General features: G+C 53.3%; 17 protein-coding genes and 1 pseudogene. 4 read left to right on the top strand and 14 right to left on the bottom strand.

Features of this window, described 5'->3' with window-relative positions; all coding sequences use genetic code 11:
* Positions 1–4 precede the first annotated feature (4 nt).
* Together BLU25_RS18100 and BLU25_RS18095 are read right to left on the bottom strand one after the other, a co-directional pair.
* Positions 5–1231 (bottom strand): efflux RND transporter periplasmic adaptor subunit, encoded by a 1227-nt coding sequence (locus tag BLU25_RS18100; RefSeq protein ID WP_003444054.1) that lies wholly within the window; start codon positions 1229–1231, stop codon positions 5–7.
* Between the two features lie 87 nt (positions 1232–1318).
* On the bottom strand, positions 1319–2542 hold the full coding sequence (locus BLU25_RS18095; protein WP_228795938.1) for a TolC family protein: 1224 nt from the start codon (positions 2540–2542) through the stop codon (positions 1319–1321).
* A 547-nt stretch (positions 2543–3089) separates the two neighbouring features.
* On the opposite strand from BLU25_RS18095, the gene BLU25_RS18090 reads away from it, so the two are divergent.
* Positions 3090–3764 (top strand): heavy metal response regulator transcription factor, encoded by a 675-nt coding sequence (locus tag BLU25_RS18090; protein ID WP_003444058.1) that lies wholly within the window; start codon positions 3090–3092, stop codon positions 3762–3764.
* Positions 3761–5197, top strand: coding sequence for a heavy metal sensor histidine kinase (locus BLU25_RS18085; RefSeq protein WP_016779309.1), 1437 nt, complete (start codon positions 3761–3763; stop codon positions 5195–5197). The genes BLU25_RS18090 and BLU25_RS18085 overlap by 4 nt, the downstream gene beginning before the upstream one ends.
* 136 nt (positions 5198–5333) lie before the next feature.
* Here the strand turns inward: BLU25_RS18085 and BLU25_RS18080 are convergent, their stop codons facing one another.
* On the bottom strand, positions 5334–6245 hold the full coding sequence (locus BLU25_RS18080; RefSeq protein ID WP_016779308.1) for a cation diffusion facilitator family transporter: 912 nt from the start codon (positions 6243–6245) through the stop codon (positions 5334–5336).
* A gap of 66 nt (positions 6246–6311) precedes the next feature.
* The gene (locus BLU25_RS23775; protein ID WP_228795940.1) at positions 6312–6416 is read right to left on the bottom strand and encodes a hypothetical protein; all 105 of its coding nucleotides are present in this window, start codon (positions 6414–6416) and stop codon (positions 6312–6314) included.
* A 700-nt stretch (positions 6417–7116) separates the two neighbouring features.
* On the opposite strand from BLU25_RS23775, the gene BLU25_RS18065 reads away from it, so the two are divergent.
* Complete coding sequence (locus tag BLU25_RS18065) at positions 7117–7416, top strand: hypothetical protein (RefSeq protein WP_050901279.1); 300 nt, start codon at positions 7117–7119, stop codon at positions 7414–7416.
* A gap of 335 nt (positions 7417–7751) precedes the next feature.
* On the opposite strand, the gene BLU25_RS18055 is transcribed toward BLU25_RS18065, so the two are convergent.
* The 4 genes from BLU25_RS18055 to BLU25_RS18040 all read right to left on the bottom strand — a co-directional run bounded on the left by BLU25_RS18055 (position 7752) and on the right by BLU25_RS18040 (position 9851).
* Entirely contained in the window at positions 7752–8108 is a 357-nt protein-coding gene (locus BLU25_RS18055; RefSeq protein ID WP_003444074.1) for a hypothetical protein, read from the bottom strand.
* A gap of 49 nt (positions 8109–8157) precedes the next feature.
* Entirely contained in the window at positions 8158–8559 is a 402-nt protein-coding gene (locus tag BLU25_RS18050; protein WP_003444076.1) for a DUF6957 family protein, read from the bottom strand.
* Between the two features lie 113 nt (positions 8560–8672).
* Complete coding sequence (locus BLU25_RS18045; RefSeq protein WP_016779305.1) at positions 8673–9401, bottom strand: metallophosphoesterase family protein; 729 nt, start codon at positions 9399–9401, stop codon at positions 8673–8675.
* A 144-nt stretch (positions 9402–9545) separates the two neighbouring features.
* Complete coding sequence (locus tag BLU25_RS18040) at positions 9546–9851, bottom strand: hypothetical protein (RefSeq protein WP_169716047.1); 306 nt, start codon at positions 9849–9851, stop codon at positions 9546–9548.
* Positions 9852–10170: 319 nt separating this feature from the next.
* On the opposite strand from BLU25_RS18040, the gene BLU25_RS18035 reads away from it, so the two are divergent.
* Entirely contained in the window at positions 10171–10635 is a 465-nt protein-coding gene (locus BLU25_RS18035) for a helix-turn-helix domain-containing protein (RefSeq protein ID WP_228795880.1), read from the top strand.
* A 112-nt stretch (positions 10636–10747) separates the two neighbouring features.
* On the opposite strand, the gene hrpB is transcribed toward BLU25_RS18035, so the two are convergent.
* From hrpB to BLU25_RS18005, 6 genes and pseudogenes are all read right to left on the bottom strand, one after another.
* Positions 10748–13282, bottom strand: a complete 2535-nt coding sequence (gene hrpB, locus BLU25_RS18030; protein WP_016779303.1) for an ATP-dependent helicase HrpB — start codon at positions 13280–13282, stop codon at positions 10748–10750.
* Positions 13283–13381: 99 nt separating this feature from the next.
* Entirely contained in the window at positions 13382–13804 is a 423-nt protein-coding gene (locus BLU25_RS18025) for a hypothetical protein (RefSeq protein WP_029611212.1), read from the bottom strand.
* A 177-nt stretch (positions 13805–13981) separates the two neighbouring features.
* Positions 13982–15250, bottom strand: a complete 1269-nt coding sequence (qatC, locus tag BLU25_RS18020; protein WP_016779301.1) for a Qat anti-phage system QueC-like protein QatC — start codon at positions 15248–15250, stop codon at positions 13982–13984.
* Positions 15247–16140, bottom strand: a complete 894-nt coding sequence (gene qatB, locus BLU25_RS18015; RefSeq protein WP_029611211.1) for a Qat anti-phage system associated protein QatB — start codon at positions 16138–16140, stop codon at positions 15247–15249. The genes qatC and qatB overlap by 4 nt, the downstream gene beginning before the upstream one ends.
* Positions 16121–17992 carry a KAP family P-loop NTPase fold protein gene (locus tag BLU25_RS18010; protein WP_016779298.1) on the bottom strand — a complete coding sequence of 624 codons (1872 nt, stop codon included), beginning with the start codon at positions 17990–17992 and terminating at the stop codon, positions 16121–16123. The genes qatB and BLU25_RS18010 overlap by 20 nt, the downstream gene beginning before the upstream one ends.
* Positions 17993–18608: 616 nt before the next feature.
* A pseudogene (locus BLU25_RS18005) lies at positions 18609–18992 on the bottom strand (DEAD/DEAH box helicase); the annotation flags it as partial.
* Positions 18993–19023: the final 31 nt, after the last annotated feature.

The raw sequence follows: 19023 nt of genomic DNA, 5'->3' as shown, positions 1-19023 counted from the left end.
CGGATCAGTGGGCGTGTTCAGCCGAGGCTTTACCCAGTTCTGATTTCAGAATGAAGCTGCCGGCAGCAGCGACTTGAGCTCCGGGCTCCAGGCCCTCTGTGATCTCAGCCAGACCTGCTGCACGACTACCTATTACTACTGCTTGCGCCTTAAACCCGTCATCAGTTCGAACGAAAACTGTTGGCCTATCCTCGACCGTCTGGATTGCTGCTTCTGGTACTGCGACTTTCGCCAGCCGGGTATCGGTATCAACCAGTACGGTTACGAACAGCCCGGGACGCCAAGCCCCTTGCGGATTCGCTATGGACACACGGACAGTGGCGGTACGAGTCTGCTCACCCAGTAAACTCCCAACGTAGGCCACGGCACCCGTAACTTCCGCATTCAACTCAGCGGCACTAACCGTGACAGACTTGCCCACCAGGACTTTGCTCAAATCCTTAGGGGAAACGCCAAAAGTCACCCAAACATGCGACAAGTCCGAGAGCGTAAAAGCATTGCTGGTTTCACTGACAACCTCACCAAGGCCCAAGTGCTTTTCGACCACAACGCCATCGAACGGTGCACGCAGCTCATACCGGTTGCCACCACTGATCACCGAGCTGCCACTAAGTACGCTGATTTTTTGTCGGGCATTACTGACAGCGATTTCGGCCTCTTGCAGAGCCTGACGGGCTTGAAGGAAATCCTGTTCGGCAGAGATTTTGTCCTGCCATAACTGGCGTTCACGCTCGTAGGTAGTGCGCGCCAACTCTAGACGACGTTGCGCTGCGGCTTGCTCACTGCGCTGATCAGAAATTTGTTGACTGGCAATCACGGCTAGTAGCTGACCTTTTTTCACTGTTTGGCCAAGATTGACATGTACCGACTCGACGACACCAGGAACCCGGGGTACCACATGCGCAGTACGGTCTTCATCGAAACGGACTTCTCCAGGAAACGGCAATGAGAGGCTGATGCTCTGTTCCTTAGCTTCGATTAACTGAATGCCGGCAGATCTGATCTGATCGTCGCTCAGAGTCAGGTGACCTTCTTCTGCTTCCCCTTCTTCATGCCCGCCATCAACTGACTCCTTGGCCGCACCCTCGTTGCTGTGATCAGCATCGTGGCCCTGCTCTTCTTGCGTCTGTACGCCGGTGGACGCTGTTGACGTGCTACCCATCCAGAGCGAACCAACACATATGCCCACCGTGAGGGTCAGTGCGGTGACAAGGATTTGTTTTTTATCCATGGGACTCCCTACGCAGCTCAGTGGGCAGTCACGGATTACCGTGGCACTGCGATGCTGAGTAGCGGTTAAAAAAGTGTTATATGAAATTCAAGGGGTATGAGTGAGCTTGTCGACATCACCGAAAATTCGCTCGATACGCACCCAGGCGTCTGTCGCCTCGGCAATGGCCTGGATGTACTGGCCGCGCGCGCTGATTAAGGTGCGCTGGGCATCTAGCACATCTAGGAAGTTGAATTTCCCCATTTCGAAACCACGGGTAGCGGTATCTACAGCACTTTGCGCGGCAGGCAGGATGGTTTGATTGAACGACGTGATTTCAGTGTTCGCTGTCTTCCACTGAGCTAGAGTGGTCTGAATTTCTGTGCGCAGGCGTAACTCGCTGGCATTGCGAAGGTCGCGGGCCTGATCAGTTCGGCGGGCGGCTGCCAACACATTGCCCTGATTACGATTGAATAATGGGATGGGCATCGACAGCCCTACGACATTCACGCGCTCACGCTCCCGTTCATCGTATTGGCTACCTAAACTTACGGTTAGGTCAGGAATGCGCTGGGCTTTCTCCAAGCCAAGTGAGGCTTCACGCTGGTCAATTTGCAGCTTTGCCAACCGTAACTCCGCAGTCTGACCGATGCGATTAAGGAGCAGCGAAGGTTCCGGTACAGTTGGCATTGGCTGACTTGAATCACTTACAGACGCAAACGCCGGCAAAGGCACACCAATGACTCGAGCGAGTTGTTGATAGGCATTTGCCTCCTCTCGCTCTGCCCGTTTCAGCTCTAGGCGTACCTCCGACAACTGGACTTCTGCTCGCGTACCTTCAACAGGCGATGACTTGCCACTACTGATGCGACCTTGAGCTACATTCAAGCCACGCTGTGCGAGCTCAAGTGATTGACGTGATAACAGCAACCTTTGCTGAGCCGTAGATGTGTTGTAAAACGCCTGAATGACATCGGCACGTAGAACATTACGCTTGCGCTCCAATTCAATCTCGGCTGCATCTTGCGCTCGACTTGCCACTTCGATCCTAGCGCCTCGCTTACCACCAAGCTCGATCGGCTGATTGATCATCACCGTCGTAGTGCGCGAATTACGCCGGGTATCCTCAGCCTCCCAAGACAACTCAGGATTGGGAATCAAGCTCGCCTGCTGCCGATCTCCCTGAGTGATACCAATTTCCCACTGTGCTGCCGCTAGGTCAGGGTTGTTGGCAAACGCCATTTGAAGCACTTGATCCATTGTCAGCGCCTGTGAAACCGAACCAGCGGAAAAAGCCGTGCCTGATAGTGCAAACGTGCAACTTAGGCCTATTACCAACAAGGATTTTATGGTACGCAAGGGGGTAACTAACTTTCTAAGCCAACGCAATTTTATACTTCCTTTAAAGCGAATTTTCTCAACGTGATAACTGTAGAGTTCTTCATCTATCAACAAGGTGACTGAAGAATTACAAATATGTTATCCAGCTCTACTGCTGTAGGTTTTGCTCTAATATAGGAGGTGTTAAAAAAGAAAAACTTAAGGCGGAAATATGATGAAACAAAAATTCAGCAATTATCTGCCGAAGCGCACTTGTCGAATTGGGGTATTCATATGAGCTCTCTATGGATATATAGCCTATGGATTATTTCCCGCGACAGATTGTCGCAACCCTAGCTTTGGCGCCTCAAAACCGCAGCTTTGGCTTGACCCTAAAGCAGCTACAGGCTTTAGAGTGAAGGCTGTCATCTCGTAAGTTATTCAAACCATATGAAGATTGAGAATCTTATAAAAAGACAATACCAATCAGAAAACCACAGTATACGTTTATTACTTTTCTGAACCCCTTTAACTCTAGTCATTAAGAAGGTGAAATGTTATGCGAATCCTTGTAGTTGAGGACGAGCTCAAAACTGCCGAATACTTACATCAGGGACTGACTGAAAGTGGCTACATTGTTGATCGTGCGATAAATGGCGCGGATGGACTACATCTGGCGCGCCAACATGTTTATGATTTGGTGATACTTGACGTTAATCTTCCCGAACTTGATGGCTGGGGTGTTCTTGAACGTCTACGACAAAGCAGTAATGCCCGGGTCATGATGTTGACGGCCCGAGGGCGCCTAGCGGACAAGATACGCGGACTAGATTTGGGTGCCGATGATTATCTGGTTAAACCGTTTGAGTTTCCTGAGTTACTTGCACGGGTACGAACCCTGATGCGACGCAGTGAGCACATACCTGTCCCGCAGGTACTAAAAGTAGCCGACCTGGAACTAGACCAAGGACGTCATCGTGCTTTTCGCGGTGAGCAGCGCATAGATCTAACAACCAAGGAGTTTGCGCTGTTGCACTTGCTGATGCGCCAGACTGGAGAAGTGCTTTCTCGCACCCAAATCATTTCACTGGTCTGGGATATGAATTTTGATTGCGACACTAACGTTGTCGAGGTTTCAATCCGTAGGCTGAGGGCCAAAATAGATGACCCCTTCGATAACAAGTTGATCCACACCCTTCGCGGTGTTGGTTACGTATTAGAGGCGCGAGTATGAAGCCGGTCAGCCTGTCAATGCGACTAGGTTTGACAGTAAGTATCTTGGGGGCGTTGTTGGTAGTTTTTTTGGCTGTCTTGGCCTTTTTTGCGCTGACGCATGAGCTGGATAAGTTGGCAAAAAACAGCCTGATCAATAAGATGGAGCAGGTTGAACATAGCCTCTCGCTATACGATGACACGGCCGACGTAAATTCAAAACCGCATTCGTTACTGGATCAAGTCATGGGACATGACAATCTGAATCTGACCATCTATGATCTCAAAAACCTCAGGACGCCCTTACTGAAATTTGGGCCTGGATTGTCGGATCCGCGGACTGAGTTGAAAGCTGCGACTGCTGCCGTTGACAAGGTTTCCTATTCCACCAATTCAGATGGTGAAGGTCGACACTTCCTTACCGCATCCAAGCTCATCCCATTAAAGAACGGTGTAAGCGTTCCCGTATTGCTGTCGATGGATTGTGCGAACGATGAAGCGCTGCTCAGCGCGTACCTTAGGTCGACGATTATTGCACTACCGCTTTTACTAATACTCATCGGAGCAAGTGCTTGGGCCGTAGTACAACAAGGACTTTCTCCACTGAGAGAGTTCCGGAAGGTCGCCGCCATGATCTCGGCTCAAGATCTCAACCATCGACTTTCTGTTGTTAAAATGCCTCAGGAGCTTAGTGAGTTGGCTCATGGCATCAACTTCATGCTGCACCGGCTCGACAGCGGTATTCAGCAGTTGTCGCAATTTTCAGATGACTTAGCCCATGAATTACGATCCCCGATCACCAATTTGATGGGCAAGGCCCAGGTTACCCTTTCTCGGGAGCGTCCGGCAGAAGAATACAAAGCTGTGCTGGAGTCATGCACCGAGGAGTTGGGGCGTGTCACGCGAATTGTCTCGGATATGCTCTTCTTAGCTCAGGTCAGCCATCCCGCGGCACTTGTCCCGTTCGAAACAATCACCTTAGAAGATGAAGCATTTAAGGTGGTCGATCTGTTTTCACTGTCTGCGGAAGAGAAACGTATCACCCTGAATGTTACCGGAACTGGCAAGACGATTGGCGACAGGTTAATGATACAGCGAGCAATATCCAATCTATTGTCCAACGCAATTCGCCATTGCCCTGCGGGACAATCTATTTCAATTGTTATTGAAAACTATGCCGAACAGGTATCGCTACTTGTAGGCAACCCTGGAGCAGGAATCGAACCTCAGCATCTGTTGCACTTGTTTGACCGCTTTTATCGGATTGATACAAGTCGCTCGCGTGCTGAAGGTGGCACTGGTCTTGGCTTAGCTATTGTTCGATCGATCATGAGCCTCCACCAGGGAACTGCGGATGTTCAAAGCATGCCTGGCAGCATGACCGTTTTCAGGCTGAGCTTCCCAAACCTCGACGGACAGACCACTTGGCAACAGGCTAGAAAGGTTCAAGGGTAAATTCCCGCAACAAACCTGTGCAACCCTCCCTGCACCACTGGACATGCGCCTGTGGTCAGGTTTTTTAATGTCCGCTGAGTTCTGAGTAAATCGCAGCAACCCCTACTCCGACATGAGATGTTTGCAAGATCCCGCTCTAGTGCTGCATGCCTTCGTTTTCTTCAAGCGCTGCATGAAACTGCAAGTTTTCCAGTTGAAGAGTCGTATGGCTGATATGGAATACCTCGCTCATCAGCCGAGTCACCTCAGCCAATATATCTTGCTCAGATCGGGAGCTACGCAAGATTACAAGGTGAGCACTCATGACATTCTTGCCGCTGGTCAGGGCCCAGATATGCAGGTCATGGATATCCTCAACGCCTTCAACCGCCCTGATGCACGCTTCCACTTCAGCGATATCGATGCCATCCGGAACCCCTTGCAACAGGATGTTCATGCTTTCTTTGAGCAAAACCCAGGTTCTGGGAAGCACCCACAGGCCGATAGCTGCGGCAACGATCGAGTCAACCCAAGTGAATCCGGTAAAACGAATGATCAATGCCGCCCCTATTACGCCCATGGAGCCCAACATGTCGCTCCATACTTCTAGGTACGCGCCTTTTACGTTAAGACTTTCGGCACTGGCAGACATTAGCAACCGCATTGAAACAAGGTTCACAACTAGTCCGATCACTGCGACGATCAGCATCCCTGTCGATTGGATTTCTGTCGGGGCTTTAAACCGCTGATAAGCTTCATACAAGATGTACACCGCCACCATGAACAACAAAATCGCGTTAAAAGCAGCTGCGAGGATCTCAAATCGTGCATAGCCGAATGTCCGCTTTTTATCCGCAGCGCGTTTGGCAATTTGAATAGCTATCAATGAAATAGCCAAGGCAGTGGAATCGGTTAGCATGTGAGCCGCATCGGATAACAACGCCAAGCTGCCTGTCACAAAAGCCCCAATGACCTCCGCGATCATGAAGCTTGTCGTTAACACCAAAGCGATCCACAATTTTTTCTCGTGTCCTGCACGAGCTTGACCGTGACTATGACCAGCGCTCATATGACTCTCCATGCGGGTGAAAGGATGCGGCAACTACTCAAAAGATCGTCAGCGGGTCAATCTTCGTCAAGAAGAGATTTCGGTTTTGGAGAGAGGCATCAACTGAAAAGCGCTTATTTTGGCACGACCTGTGTTCCCCCAAGGCACCCATACTCTAGAAAATAGCAGCACTGCAAATACGCGTATTATTTGTACCAAAACTTCCCGAAACCCCACCTGTCATGATGCCTACGCGCAACATCCAAACATGGGATTATGTATGCAGGAGGGTACGACGTTACGTAAGGATATGCGCACGTTCCAGCCAACAGTAGCCGCCCCCATAATCCTTGGAACGAACCGCTATACGGGCTTCGCCGAAGCCCTCATGAAGGTCTGTCGTCTCCCCATGGATCGAATTTGTCCCCATACCTAGCGTGTAAGGCGCGATTGCGTTCGATCCGCCTAATCCACGGATCGTAGTCCTCTGGCAATGCGGCGAGATTAGCGCTAATGATCATTTGCACTGTTTCGTCACGCAGTAACCTACTGGTCAGCTCGCGGCATTCGCCACGCGTCACCACACCATAAGCGGCGTGATTGTCTTTAACGTAGAGATCGGTCATTCCTACCCGCATATGGCCATATTTGTGTACGTCATCCGGGTAGATGTCCTCTAGGCTGAGATATCCCATACCAACTCCGGGCTAAGAATGTAATCGCTGAATAACACTGCCTGTACGCTCCGCAATGTTCAAAGGTGCCACCGATAGCGTGCACCATCATTGAAGTCGTCCCTTCGCGCCAGCGCCTACAAAAACCAGCTCACAACAAGCGACTTAGTGTGCGCATGATAGCCTCAACTCAGTTATCACCGTTCCGAGAATTCGCTTTGAACACACCTGACGCACTTGCCGATTTCAACACACTTATCAACGCACCGAAATTTTCCGACGACCCCGTTGGGAACCGCCAGAAGAAGCGGTGGCAGCTCATTGCTGGCGACATTTTCAAAAGCACTTCCATCGAAGCCCTGCTGGAGGCGAGAGGAAAAGCTGAAGGCTACATCCATGGCTTGGTGGACGCCGGGCATATTTCAACAACCGATACCGACCGCGACTATCTAATCCTGTGCGCGATTCGTAGGCGCCGTGGTTTTTTGCAACAGCTGCTGAACGAGCTCGGTTACTGAGCTAAGGCGAGCGTTACAGGACAGATGCCGCTTGAAGCGCTCCGCATGGTGGACTCGGAGCGCAGCAGACTAAAACCGTAAGAGGCCTAGCAAGCGAAAGTTCAGAGGTTTGAGGGAGCTCGAGCAATGAGCTTGTCCTGAATCGACAGCCACTCCTCCATTGAAATGAACACCGCAGTCCTGCGTTCTCCATCAACGAAAACTGGTTTGCGAGTCGTGATCACCTGGTCGAGCAACTCGTCAAAATGGGCTATTGCCCTAACGACTGACCATCGTTCATCTGGCATATGACACGGCCCTACCAGGTTATCAAATGATGGCTTTCATACTACCGATTAGGATCTATCGGCGGACTGGAGAAGCTTCAAAAAGCTAGCTCTGCCCAGGTCTCGCCTGAAGCTAGTGATGACGTAATTACCATCTTGAGTCTCGAGCAACCAAAACCGGCCCTCTTTTCTCGCTGACTGAATTTTACCTGTGAGAAGAATGGAACCATCCACCCTGTGGTATGCATCGTCACGCTTCGAATGGTCGAAGGACACCCCGACGCATGTGTCATCTGCAATAAAAGCGTCGCTGATGAATGCCGTGACAGGCACCGTGTATTTGCGAAAGCTTGCTCGCACCAAACGGTGCAGCTGAAATTCGCTGACATCTTTACTATGAAATTCCAGCTCAATTACTTCAGGCATCCAACTCAAGCTCCAAAACGACCATGAATACACCGTCGGCCAGCATCGCTCACCCTACCTTCATTGAAAAAGCGGCACCAATGCCAGCCTCTTTTCTCAGTCCAGGCCCAAGCAGGAGATAGACAGTATTTTTGGTTTCAAACATGTAAGCGTTGGAAGACACGCCGAAATTACTGCGTACCCACATGGTGGGTTGAAATCGATTACGGCTATCGAGCACGACCTCATGGGCGAACAGGGTCGCGGGCAATAGACCAAGCCCGGTGAGTTTTTCCTTCTCCGCAGGTGTCACAGTGAGGTCGATCAGGATCCACTGCTCCACAACACAGAAGGCTTTGCCAGGGAAGGCGTTTGCGGCCAATGCAATTAGTTCGTCCTGGGTGCCCTGCCAGCCAGGCATCTCTTCCCCTACGCCGTAAAGCAGCTGCGAGATTTCATTTAAAGTGACCATTCACAACCCTCAAATTCGCTCTAAATACCGACCGTTCGAGCAATCTCATACCCGCTAGTTTTGATCTAGCGACTACGAGCCTAAAGCATGGAACTGCAGAGAAATACTCACCATCAAACCTCTACCAAGCACTCAGGATCGAAGCCTGTACTTTGCCCCCGATATCCGCGCGGATTTGAAAACACTCGGCACCCGTTCTTAAGGAAGTCTGCTGCAAAATGCGTGTGTCCATGTATCCACAGATCAGCCTTACTAAGTAGCTCTGACCAATCGTTCGCATAGGCTGCAGCCAGATGTCCGGGGTGATCGTCACCCAGACGATCCAACACTGGTGCATGGTGTGTGACCACCACTGTTTTGCCGTCGAAAGGTCTATTAAGCTCTTGGGTTAACCATCGGTGAGCCCTCATTGATTTCGCGACTAGGTCATCTGGACGCAGGCGTCTGTAATCCAAGTCGGCTCGAATCACCAAGAAATCGTTCATCGAATCCCAAGCAACGCGCTTTGCCGCAACCACATCACCAGTAGCCGAATAATCCGTCCAGGCCGTTGTGACCAAAAAGCGTGTGCCATCGAGAATGAGCATCTCGTTTTCGAGTACATGCACATGGGGCAATGCAGCGTTTTTCATCTTTCGCAGTGTGTGACCTATGTGGCCGCCGTAATATTCGTGATTGCCACACACATAGATAACAGGGCACTGGAATGTGTCGTTCGCCCATGAGACTCCACGCGATTTGATATCAATATCGCCGGCGAGAATCACTACGTCCGCGTCGCTGGTAGGAGGTTCGAATCGCGAGAATTCGTTATGCAAATCTGAATAAATTTGCAGCTTCATAGCATTTTTCTCTTTATGTAGCAGCAGTAGCTAACGAGCCCACTCGCAGTTCCATGCCAGCCTAGTGCGACCGCTGATGCGCCGTAAAAAGATTAAGTGACATCATCCAGAGTCACAGCCATGTGTCCTCCTGATCATGGAACTTCATTGCCTTGCGCTCGTGTAGATCCGGCCTACATCCGTTACGAACTCGTAGACCGGATTCCTTTCGGTACCGGCCTGAATCCGAATATCGGATAGAGGCTCCATGGTGTATGAGCCCTGATTATTCTTTGCAGGCGGCTGGATAAGATGGATTTTGCTCACGCTCAGGAAATTACCAACCTCTGCTGCGCGCATCATTTGGATGGTGCTCACATCCGTGACGAGATGCGCAACCGGGCCTATGCATCCATCCTCCCATCCCATGCCTTCGATCAGAAATGAGTATTCACAACGACTGATGTCCACTGATCTCCAGAGCATCCGAACACTCTCCGGCGCTTTAAATTGCCCCTGCAGTTCACTGTTATAAGTTACAAACACGGCAAAAAACCCAGTCCTTGCCCTGCCAAACCTTTGATCGGCTTAGCTCAAGGCGATCCTCTAGATAAACGCTGCTAATACATTTGGCAGCCAGATAGGGAAGCTGCTGAAGCATCCCCAATTTGCGGGTCAGCGCGCCGCCCATTGAATGGACATGATAAGGAAGCAGCTCACCAATAACAACATATGATATTTGGTGGGCCTACACGACTGTGGCTCTATTCTTCCTTTTGAGATACTGAACGTGAAGGAAGAGCTAGCCATCACCCTACGCACCATCCGGAAACTGAAAGGATTAGGTTATGAAGCCCTAGCAGGGACTATCAGCCAGAGCAACCTAAGCTTGCTGGAACAAGGGAAAATCCAGGCTACGCTACCGACCCTTGTAAAAGTGGCCGAGACGCTCGGTATCAACCTTCTTACGCTCATGGCGTTGTGCTTGGCGATCCGTGACAAAGAATCTCCCGAGTCCGAGTTGAAAAAGGCGCAAAAGGAACTCCTTTGCTTCATAGAGTCGGGGGGACTCAATATCATGGAGGATCAAATGCAGGATGGCGCGTTGAAAAAGCGCGGTCGTGGCACTCGAGCGAACGCCCAGAGCGTCAGTGCTGTGATTAGCCTGAGAAAGCAGGGCAAGACCCAAGCGGAAGCTGCCCGTGAACTAGGCCTGCCCACATCGACGGTTCAGCGGTATTGGCAGAAGGACTGATCCTTCGGGGGATGACCTTTGACTGCGCCACGCTCCATCAACTGCCAACCGGTAAACAAGCTCTCATTTCGCAGAGTTATAATACGATACCTATAAATTGCCTGAAGCCTAGCTATGTTCCTCTCGGTTTAGCTCGTGCGGTAGCTTCCGCGATCAAAGGGTCATCAGGCCAAAAATGCTTTGGGTACCTACCCTTTAAATCCTTCTTCACCTCGATGTAGGTCGACGCCCAGAAGTTCGCCAAGTCCTGAGTAACCTGTACCGGACGGCGTGCCGGTGACAGAAGATGCAGCTTGAGCACCTGTCGTCCATTCGCAATGCGTGGCGTATCCAATTGCCCGAACAGCTCCTGGAGTCGCACTGCAAGAACCGGAGGTCGCTCACTGTAGTCGATTCGAATATTCGATCCAGACGGTACCGAAACCGTCTGGGGCGCCTGGGAATCAAGCTGCTGCGGAAGAGGCCAGAGCAGAAGGTTGCGCAGGACGGACGATAAGTCGAGCTGGCCAAAATGACTGAGGCGAGTGACTTTACCGACATATGGCCCCAACCACTCTTCCAGGGACTGCAGCAATGCCTCATCACGTAGGTCAGGCCACTCACTTCGGTTACCCGACTCTTCATCCAATATGCGCAGCAACTCCACCCTCGCCTGCCACTGGCGAAGCTCGGGCGTCCAGGGCAAAAGCTCCAAACCCTTACGACGAACAAAGTTAAGCAACGCCTGTACACGAGCCTCATCGCCCAGGTTGGCCAGTTGTGAGCGGGACAAAATCAACTCCCCTACTTTCACTTGTCGCTCAGCGCGCAAAGCACCTTCCCGCTCATCCCAGTAGAGCTCGTCCACCTGGGTAACCTGTTCTTTCAGCACAGTCTCGAACAATGCTTCGTCCAAGTCGGCCGCGAGGTAGATTCGCTCTTCCCGCTGCCCCTGTCGGCTACCCAAGTCAGCGATCACCAGCCACGAATGCTTCATCAGCACATCGGTCTCGGTGAACATCGCCGCACGACCATTCGCCAAACGATACTCAGCCCCGCCAGCGCGGCGCTGTTGCGCTACCCGATCGGGATAGGCCAAGGCCAGCAGGCAGCCCACCCATTGAGGGTGGTTTGAATCAGCGACTGGCTGCGATGCTTGGCCGCGCAAGAATGACCGATATTGCCTAGCGAGTTGCTTCGCGCGTTGGCCCCCCCCTTGCTCCCCGCGCTGTGCTCTCTGCTCACCGGACATGATGGCCAAACGGCTGTGAAGGTCTGCTCCACCACCACGCTGAATATCGCGCTCGCCGAGCAACGCTGCAATGTTACACGCCGTCTCAGTCAGACCCAGCTCGTGACCTCGCAATAGGAGATGAGCAATCCGTGGATGACTCGGCAGCTCTGCCATAGCTTGCCCGTGCTTTGTCAGTTGCCCATCTGGTTGCAACGCGCCAAGGCGCCGAAGCAAATCGCTCGCTTGGGAGTAAGCAGCTGCGGGCGGAGCATCAAGCCACTTCAGGTCACCCGGCTGCACGCCCCACTTCGTCAATTGGAGAGCTAAGCCTGTGAGATCTGCCTGCTGAATTTCAGGTGAACTGAAAGCGGGAATCTGATCATGCTGGGCTTCAGACCAGAGTCGATAGCACACACCTGGCTCGATTCGGCCTGCTCGACCAGCGCGCTGAGTTGCACTTGCTTTGGATATGCGTTGAGTGTCCAAGCGGGTCATACTGCTGCGAGGGTCGAAGCGAGGAACCCGCTCAAGTCCTGCATCGATAACGACACGCACACCGTCGATGGTAATACTCGTCTCAGCGATGTTCGTTGCCAGTACTACCTTCCGCTTTCCTGATGGGGCAGGATCAATCGCAGCCCGCTGCTGATTCAGGTCGAGCTCGCCGTGAAGAGGGCAAAGAAGTACGTCAGGCTGAAGGGATGGAGAGTTGCTCAGAGCCTCTTCCAAGCCCGTCACGACTCGACGAATCTCCGCTTGGCCTGGAAGGAAGACCAGCACGCTGCCGGTCTGTTCAGCGAGCGCATCCAAGCACGCACTGATGACTCGCGGCTCGATGTACTCACCCGGCTGTTGGGGCTTGCTCCAGATCGTCTTAACCGGAAACATCCGGCCCTCGCTGGTCACGATTGGAGCATCATCAAGCAAGCGCGATAGCCTCTCCCCTTCAAGTGTTGCCGACATCAGCAGCACCTTCAGTGGTGCATCATCGCGGAAGAGTTCGCGGCCATTGAGAGTCAGAGCTAGGGCTAGATCCGCATCCAAATTTCGGAGGTGGAATTCATCGAAGATCACCAAGCCGACACCGTCGAGAGAAGGATCGCTCTGCAGACGGCGCGCCAGGATCCCCTCTGTCACCACCTCAATTCGCGTCTTCGGCCCGACCTTACTATCCAGGCGAATGCGATACCCAACGGTCTCACCGACCTTCTCACCAAGCTCACTGGCCATTCGCTCCGCAGCTGCGCGCGCTGCAAGCCGTCGTGGCTCGAGCATGATAATCGTCTGCCCTCGCAGCCAAGGCTCGTTGAGCAAAGCGAGCGGGACGAGCGTCGTCTTACCGGCACCTGGCGGTGCTTGGAGCACCACTTCATCTCGTTTGTGGAGGGCTTCAAGAAGAGCCGGCAACGCGGCATTGATCGGCAATGAACTCATGTGTACTCCTGCGACATGCGGGGCAGTATACAAAGGTTCGTCTGGTAGCGGCTCTGCGTGGCAGATTACTGGCCAAACCGGCCCGCTACCCGCCATTCTTCAGTTGCTGAAGAAGCCTTTTGCCACATCCAGAATCCCGCCCGAAACAAACAAACCAATAATGATTTGCTTATGCTCGGCGAAGAAACTCCACTCATTCAGTCCTAAGCCAACCCCGAGAAGAAGGCTCGTAATGAGCATGTATCGCCACGTTGGAGCGAAGATCTTGACGAGATTTGCAACCGAAGTGTGCTTGATGAATTCATCGACATGCTCATTGTAAGCACGCCCCAGGATGACAGCAGTCACAAGCAGAGCACCGGCCAATCCAAGTGCCATCCACTGGGTTAGCGGAACAAAAAACAACGCGCCACTCCCCACAAAAAGCCATTTACCAAGCGCGGCGAGCTTCTGGCTGTAATCCTGCGCGACCTGCTCAAAGCACCACGGCATACGCGGATCGAAAAACCCAGCATCCAACATGCACTTCTCCACAGCTCTCATTAATGTCGTAAAAAGGTACTCCCTAGCTGACTTACCAGCGCACATCAGCCTTCACGGCCTTGTAAAGGTCAACCCGTGAGGTTACCTATGTCGATGCCGCACTTGAAGCACAGCATCGACTCGCACTGAGCTTTACGAGGCGTTGCGATGAATCAGCTAGGTGATTTGGTAGGCCCGGTGCAGGTGGCCAAGCTCGTTCAATCCTCTAGCAAGCATCGCATTGTAGCCAGCTCGATCCTGGATAAAGGGCGAAAAGAGACAATGTCCCAGCCAGTGCTCAAATCCCTCTTGGGCAACATTGGCTAACGCCATGCCAACAGATCGCACGTCCTCAAACTTCCCGTGCTGCAGATCATCCTGACTTAGGTTGTCGTAAACATACCGGGTGTCGTCGCCTATCGCAGCCCAGCGTTTGAAGGAAGCACGACGCACCTGGCAAGGCACACACCGCCCACAGTGCTTGTAGCCGAAACGTTGGAAACGCCCGCAACTGGTTGAGGCCACAGCATGCTCTTTGAGCAGCTCTTGGTTTCGGCATGCGGCGAGCATTTCACCCTTGGTCATTAGGGCATAAGGGTTTCGGATTTGCACATTGATGCTGGCAGCATCAAAGATCTGTTGGAGCCGTCCAAGGTACTCAGGATGTGCTGTTCTTGTGCTCAGGCTCCCCAACCTCGACATCGTTAAGGGAGGGTTAATGGCAATGAAGCCGTTCTCACAGATGTAGAGTGGGACTGTCTCACCCCGATGGTAACGATCAAGCGAGGTCGCCACCGCAAGTCCAAATGCCAAGAAAATGATTGAGCGCGCACGCTGCGAAGGCTCTTGTTGGCCAGGGGACTTGGTAACGTGATTGAGGCCAATCCGGTTCAAACCCAGGCTCTTCGCGAAGGTGGCCTGCTTCTCTCCATCGCCTCTCACAATCTGGCTAACCGCGTAAGGCTTCACGCCCTGCTCCACCAAGTCGATGGCACCAATCAAGCTGTCTAGCCCGCCCGACAGCAGCACCACTGAATCTTCGCTTGGGTGCAAGGCCTGCAGCTGAGCAGGAGGGCCAAAACCGCCCGCATGGAAAGAAAGCGTCCAACGATCCGTGGTGAGGAAACGCAAAGCCCCTTCAAGTGCTCGCGCCTGGCTATTCCAGAAAACCGTATCCTGAACGGCGATCTCGAGATTGATCACGCGCGTCCAAGCATCAGCGCTCTTTGCCCGAATAGCAGTGAAGTCTGCCGCCACTACCGCAAGCGCAATGCTTAGGAAATCCCAAGCTTGGGGATTGATCTCCAGGTGGGCTTTCTCCAGAAGCTCTCGAGCATAACCACCTACGCTTACCTGCCCTTTCTCTGCCTTGCCGTAGATCACCACCTGAATGGCATCTTCGGCGCCCGGCACACTGAAGCCAACTGGGCCGCACACGAATTTCATTCTACGTACCCCTCAAACACTTCAAAGGTGTCTTGCAACGCTTGCGTGACCATCTGGGATATTCGACCCGTGGTCAAACGCGCACTCGATGCAGCGATCTTGCGGAACGATGCGGAGACGCACTCTCTGATGTAATCCTTGATCTCCTTCAAGCGACGCACTGCAATGGACGCCGACTTGGCCTTTTCCTGGATAGTTTTGCCTAGGTCGAGCTCAAACCGATGGAACACGTCCATCGCAGTAAAACGCTCGATGGCAAACTCCCGCTGCTCAACCGACAGATTGAGTAGATCGGCATCTGGATAACGCACTAGAACATCAGAAAGCGAGCCTCGAATGGAAGCACGCTCGGCCTCTGCATCTTGGGTACCGTCCACTGGACGCACCGCTTCAACCAGCGCATCCATGACCTCAGAAGCAGATTTGCCCTGCCACAGGGCAGGATCAAGCACGGCTGGGCCGGTTTGATTATTACTACCAGCGACAGCTTCCAGCGTGTTGCCAAACACACCCGCGATCGACGCAGTGCCGCCAAAGCGAGCAGTGGTGGTTTTGGCGCCGCCGTACCCATGACGCACATACTCCCGAAGGCTCTTGCGCAAGCTACCGCGATCACCATTGCTCGCGTAGTCGCCAAGGCCACGTCGGGCACCACCGAATCGCCCTGGCGGCGCTAGGGGTGGAGGTGCCTGCGGCATTGGTCTGGGATCATCGACAACGTCATCGCCGTCTTTAGGCTCGTCCTTATCCGGTTCAGGTGGCCCATCGTCATGAGGGTCATCCTCCGGAGGCTCTGGCGGCTTAGAAGGTAACGGCGGCAGCGGAGGTGTCCACGGTGGTACAAACGGCAGGCCTTTTCCAGGCCCATCGTTATTTTGTGAGGTTCCCATCGAATTTCCTTATTGCAGCCTTCACCGGCCCGCTGACGTCAGCCGTCAGCCAGAATTCGTACACCGACTTTGCCCATGTTTCATCGGTTAGCTTCGGCACAATACCCGCTTGGATTTGGGCAGGCGGACGCTCCTTCAGAAATGCAGCCAGTCGATGCCCCTGCTGGGCATCAAGCCGTCCAACAACCAGCAAAGCTTCAAGAATGTCTGGGACGCCCCACTCTTGTTCACCGCCCGCCTTATCCAGGAGGCGATCCATCAGCACGTTGATCTCGACCGGTGCGATGAGCGCCAACCGGCTTTTGAGATGCATGGCCATTCCCGGCGTTTCGAGTAGCGCGGTCAGCAACTCCGCTGCTTCCGACGAAAGCCGATCTTCGTCCGTAATGATCGGCGCATGCTCACGACTGACGTAAATCGCTCCACGCAGGTCTTTGTCCGCCAATGCAGGAGGCAGAGCTAGCCACTCTTTCACGAAAAGCTGATCCCAGGGCTGCAGCAGTGACAGATTCTTGCCTTTTTTGATATCCGCTTCCCACTCGCCGAGCATGGCTGGCTTGCCATTTTTATCGGTAGCCACGGCTTTCATCAGTTCCTCGTAAGCCTTGGGATTGCCGCTTCGCTCGAACAGCATCAGCTTAACCAGCACAGCCTCGTCGACACCGACACCTTGGGCGCGAGAGATGCTCATCCGGATAGCTAGGGCGTTCAGGAAACGCTTGATGAGTCGGGGGTTACCCTGGATACCAGAAGCCGACGTCATGACAGCGGCCAGGCGCTCAGCAGTGTCAAACTTGCCGATCAGCTCTGTTGGGTAGTCGTTGTACAAGCCTTGCATAAAGGCGCGATCTACCCGACTACCCTGCCAAGTTGTCCGAAGCTGCCCGCGTACTTTGATACGGATTTCTTCGAGCACGTCCTTGGGGAGCGTGCTGTTCTCCAAGAACAGCATCATCATGTAGGCCCTGACTTCCTGGGTGCCCAGAGGAGGAACCCTAATCGGCACCTGAATCAGCTTGTCGAAGTAGCTGGTGACGAGGACATCGTCAGGCACACCGCTGAAGTGCTTGCGAACGGCGTGCTTGATCATCTCGTTGTCAGCGGCAATCACGAATGCCGTGTTGCGCAGGAACAGGAAGAGTCGGATGGCTTCCAGTGTAGAAATCGTCGTTTCGGGTAGACAGCGATCCAAGTCGTCGATCAGCACGACCAGCGTAACACCCAGATCATCCAAGATAGCCTCAAAATTATCCCTGAGCGCTTGAATCTCTTTCGGTGGAGACTTCTTGGGAGGCGCGCTATGAAAGAGTTTCTCAGCCTCCTGCTTGGCCTGCTCAGCAGTGTCGTGCAGTGTTTCAATCGTGTCCTGATCAACCGTTCCGGATCGAAGTCGATCAACCAGCCCGATGATCTCGCCCAGCAGCCCAGGTGTCGGTGCACCAGTCGCAAACGAAATGGCCGTGCTGCTGGCGAGCTTCGCAGCACGCAACCAATCGACACGTGATACCAACTCAGCTGCTTTTTGCAGCCCCTTTGCTCGCTTCTGGGCCTCAGCCTCTAGGCGTGATGCGATCACATCCATTAGGGCGGCTCGGGCGTCGTCGTAGCCCTGGTATAGCCACGCATTGAACTCGACGAACACGAAGTCCTTAGCCTGCTTCTCATTGCGCTCGGGCGGGTCTTTAAGGGACGCCTGGATCAGCTTGATCATCGACGACTTGCCCGCTCCCCAAGCACCGGACACGCCGATGGAAATTGGACGGCCGTTCGCCTGATAGACGATCTCGGCAACTGTGTCAGCAACCCCAGAGAAATTAAGGAAGTCTACTTCCGTCTCGTTATCAACCCACATAGCGACCCTCCCTGGAAGTCTTTGACGTGAAGCGATGGCAACAACGCGCCATAGTAGCCCTCGCGCTGAGCAATTGGCCACTACCACAGCGTTTCGGGTTGTGAGTTCTCAGCAAGGTTGTTCAGGGTGAGGTAACAACCCACTTTCAGCGTTCGTTCAGCCTGAAGATGGCGAGAGTAGTATCGCTTGAGATTACTCAAATGAGGGCGGGGGTGGGGGTGGGGGTGGGGGTGGGGGTGGGATGATGACAGGGTGTGACTGCGGAATTTGGAAGGGAAGGTGAATTATAGGTGCGTCAGGACGGGATTAGGACGTCGTCACTCTATGGAGTCACCGTGCTGAACCCGCATCCGCCTTCTTACCTCCAGATCTTGCCTTTGTCATCCACTTGTCATCCACTCTCCCGTTCATGAATTTCAATCTGCTGCTGATCCAAGGAAATCACTCGGATTGCGACGACATAGCGCACCCTACTTCATCTAGCATATCGGGGAGGTGGGTAAAGAAATCGCAGGATGATGGAGCTAAAGGGGAAGAAGGAGCAGGAGCATCAATGCCTTGTGGGCAGTGATTGATTATCCTGATAAGCAAAAGCAGAAACAGAACAAATCAGCAAATCATGGAACTCGTCGAAAATCAGCAGGCCCACCCCTTCCAGCGCCGGATCGTGCTGCAGGCGGCGGGTCAGGATGCCCTCGGTGACCACTTCGATGCGGGTCTCGGGGCCGACCTTGCTGTCGAGGCGAATGCGGTAGCCTACGGTCTGGCCGACTTTTTCACCCAGTTCACTGGCCAGCCGCTCGGCCGCCGCACGCGCCGCCAGGCGCCGGGGTTCGAGCATCAGGATCTTCTGCCCGGCCAGCCACGGCTCGTTGAGCAGGGCCAGCGGCACACGGGTGGTTTTACCGGCGCCAGGCGGCGCTTCGAGCACGGCTTCATGGCGCTCGGCCAGGGCCAGGCGCAGCGCAGGTAAAACTTCATCAATCGGCAAAGAAATCATGGTGGCTCCAGAACAGAGCGACGAGTATAAC

It is taken from the genome of Pseudomonas fragi (assembly GCF_900105835.1).
Taxonomy (GTDB): Bacteria; Pseudomonadota; Gammaproteobacteria; order Pseudomonadales; family Pseudomonadaceae; genus Aquipseudomonas; species Aquipseudomonas fragi.
Note: the sequence above shows the minus strand (reverse complement) of the source record. Positions and strands in the feature narration are given on the sequence as shown.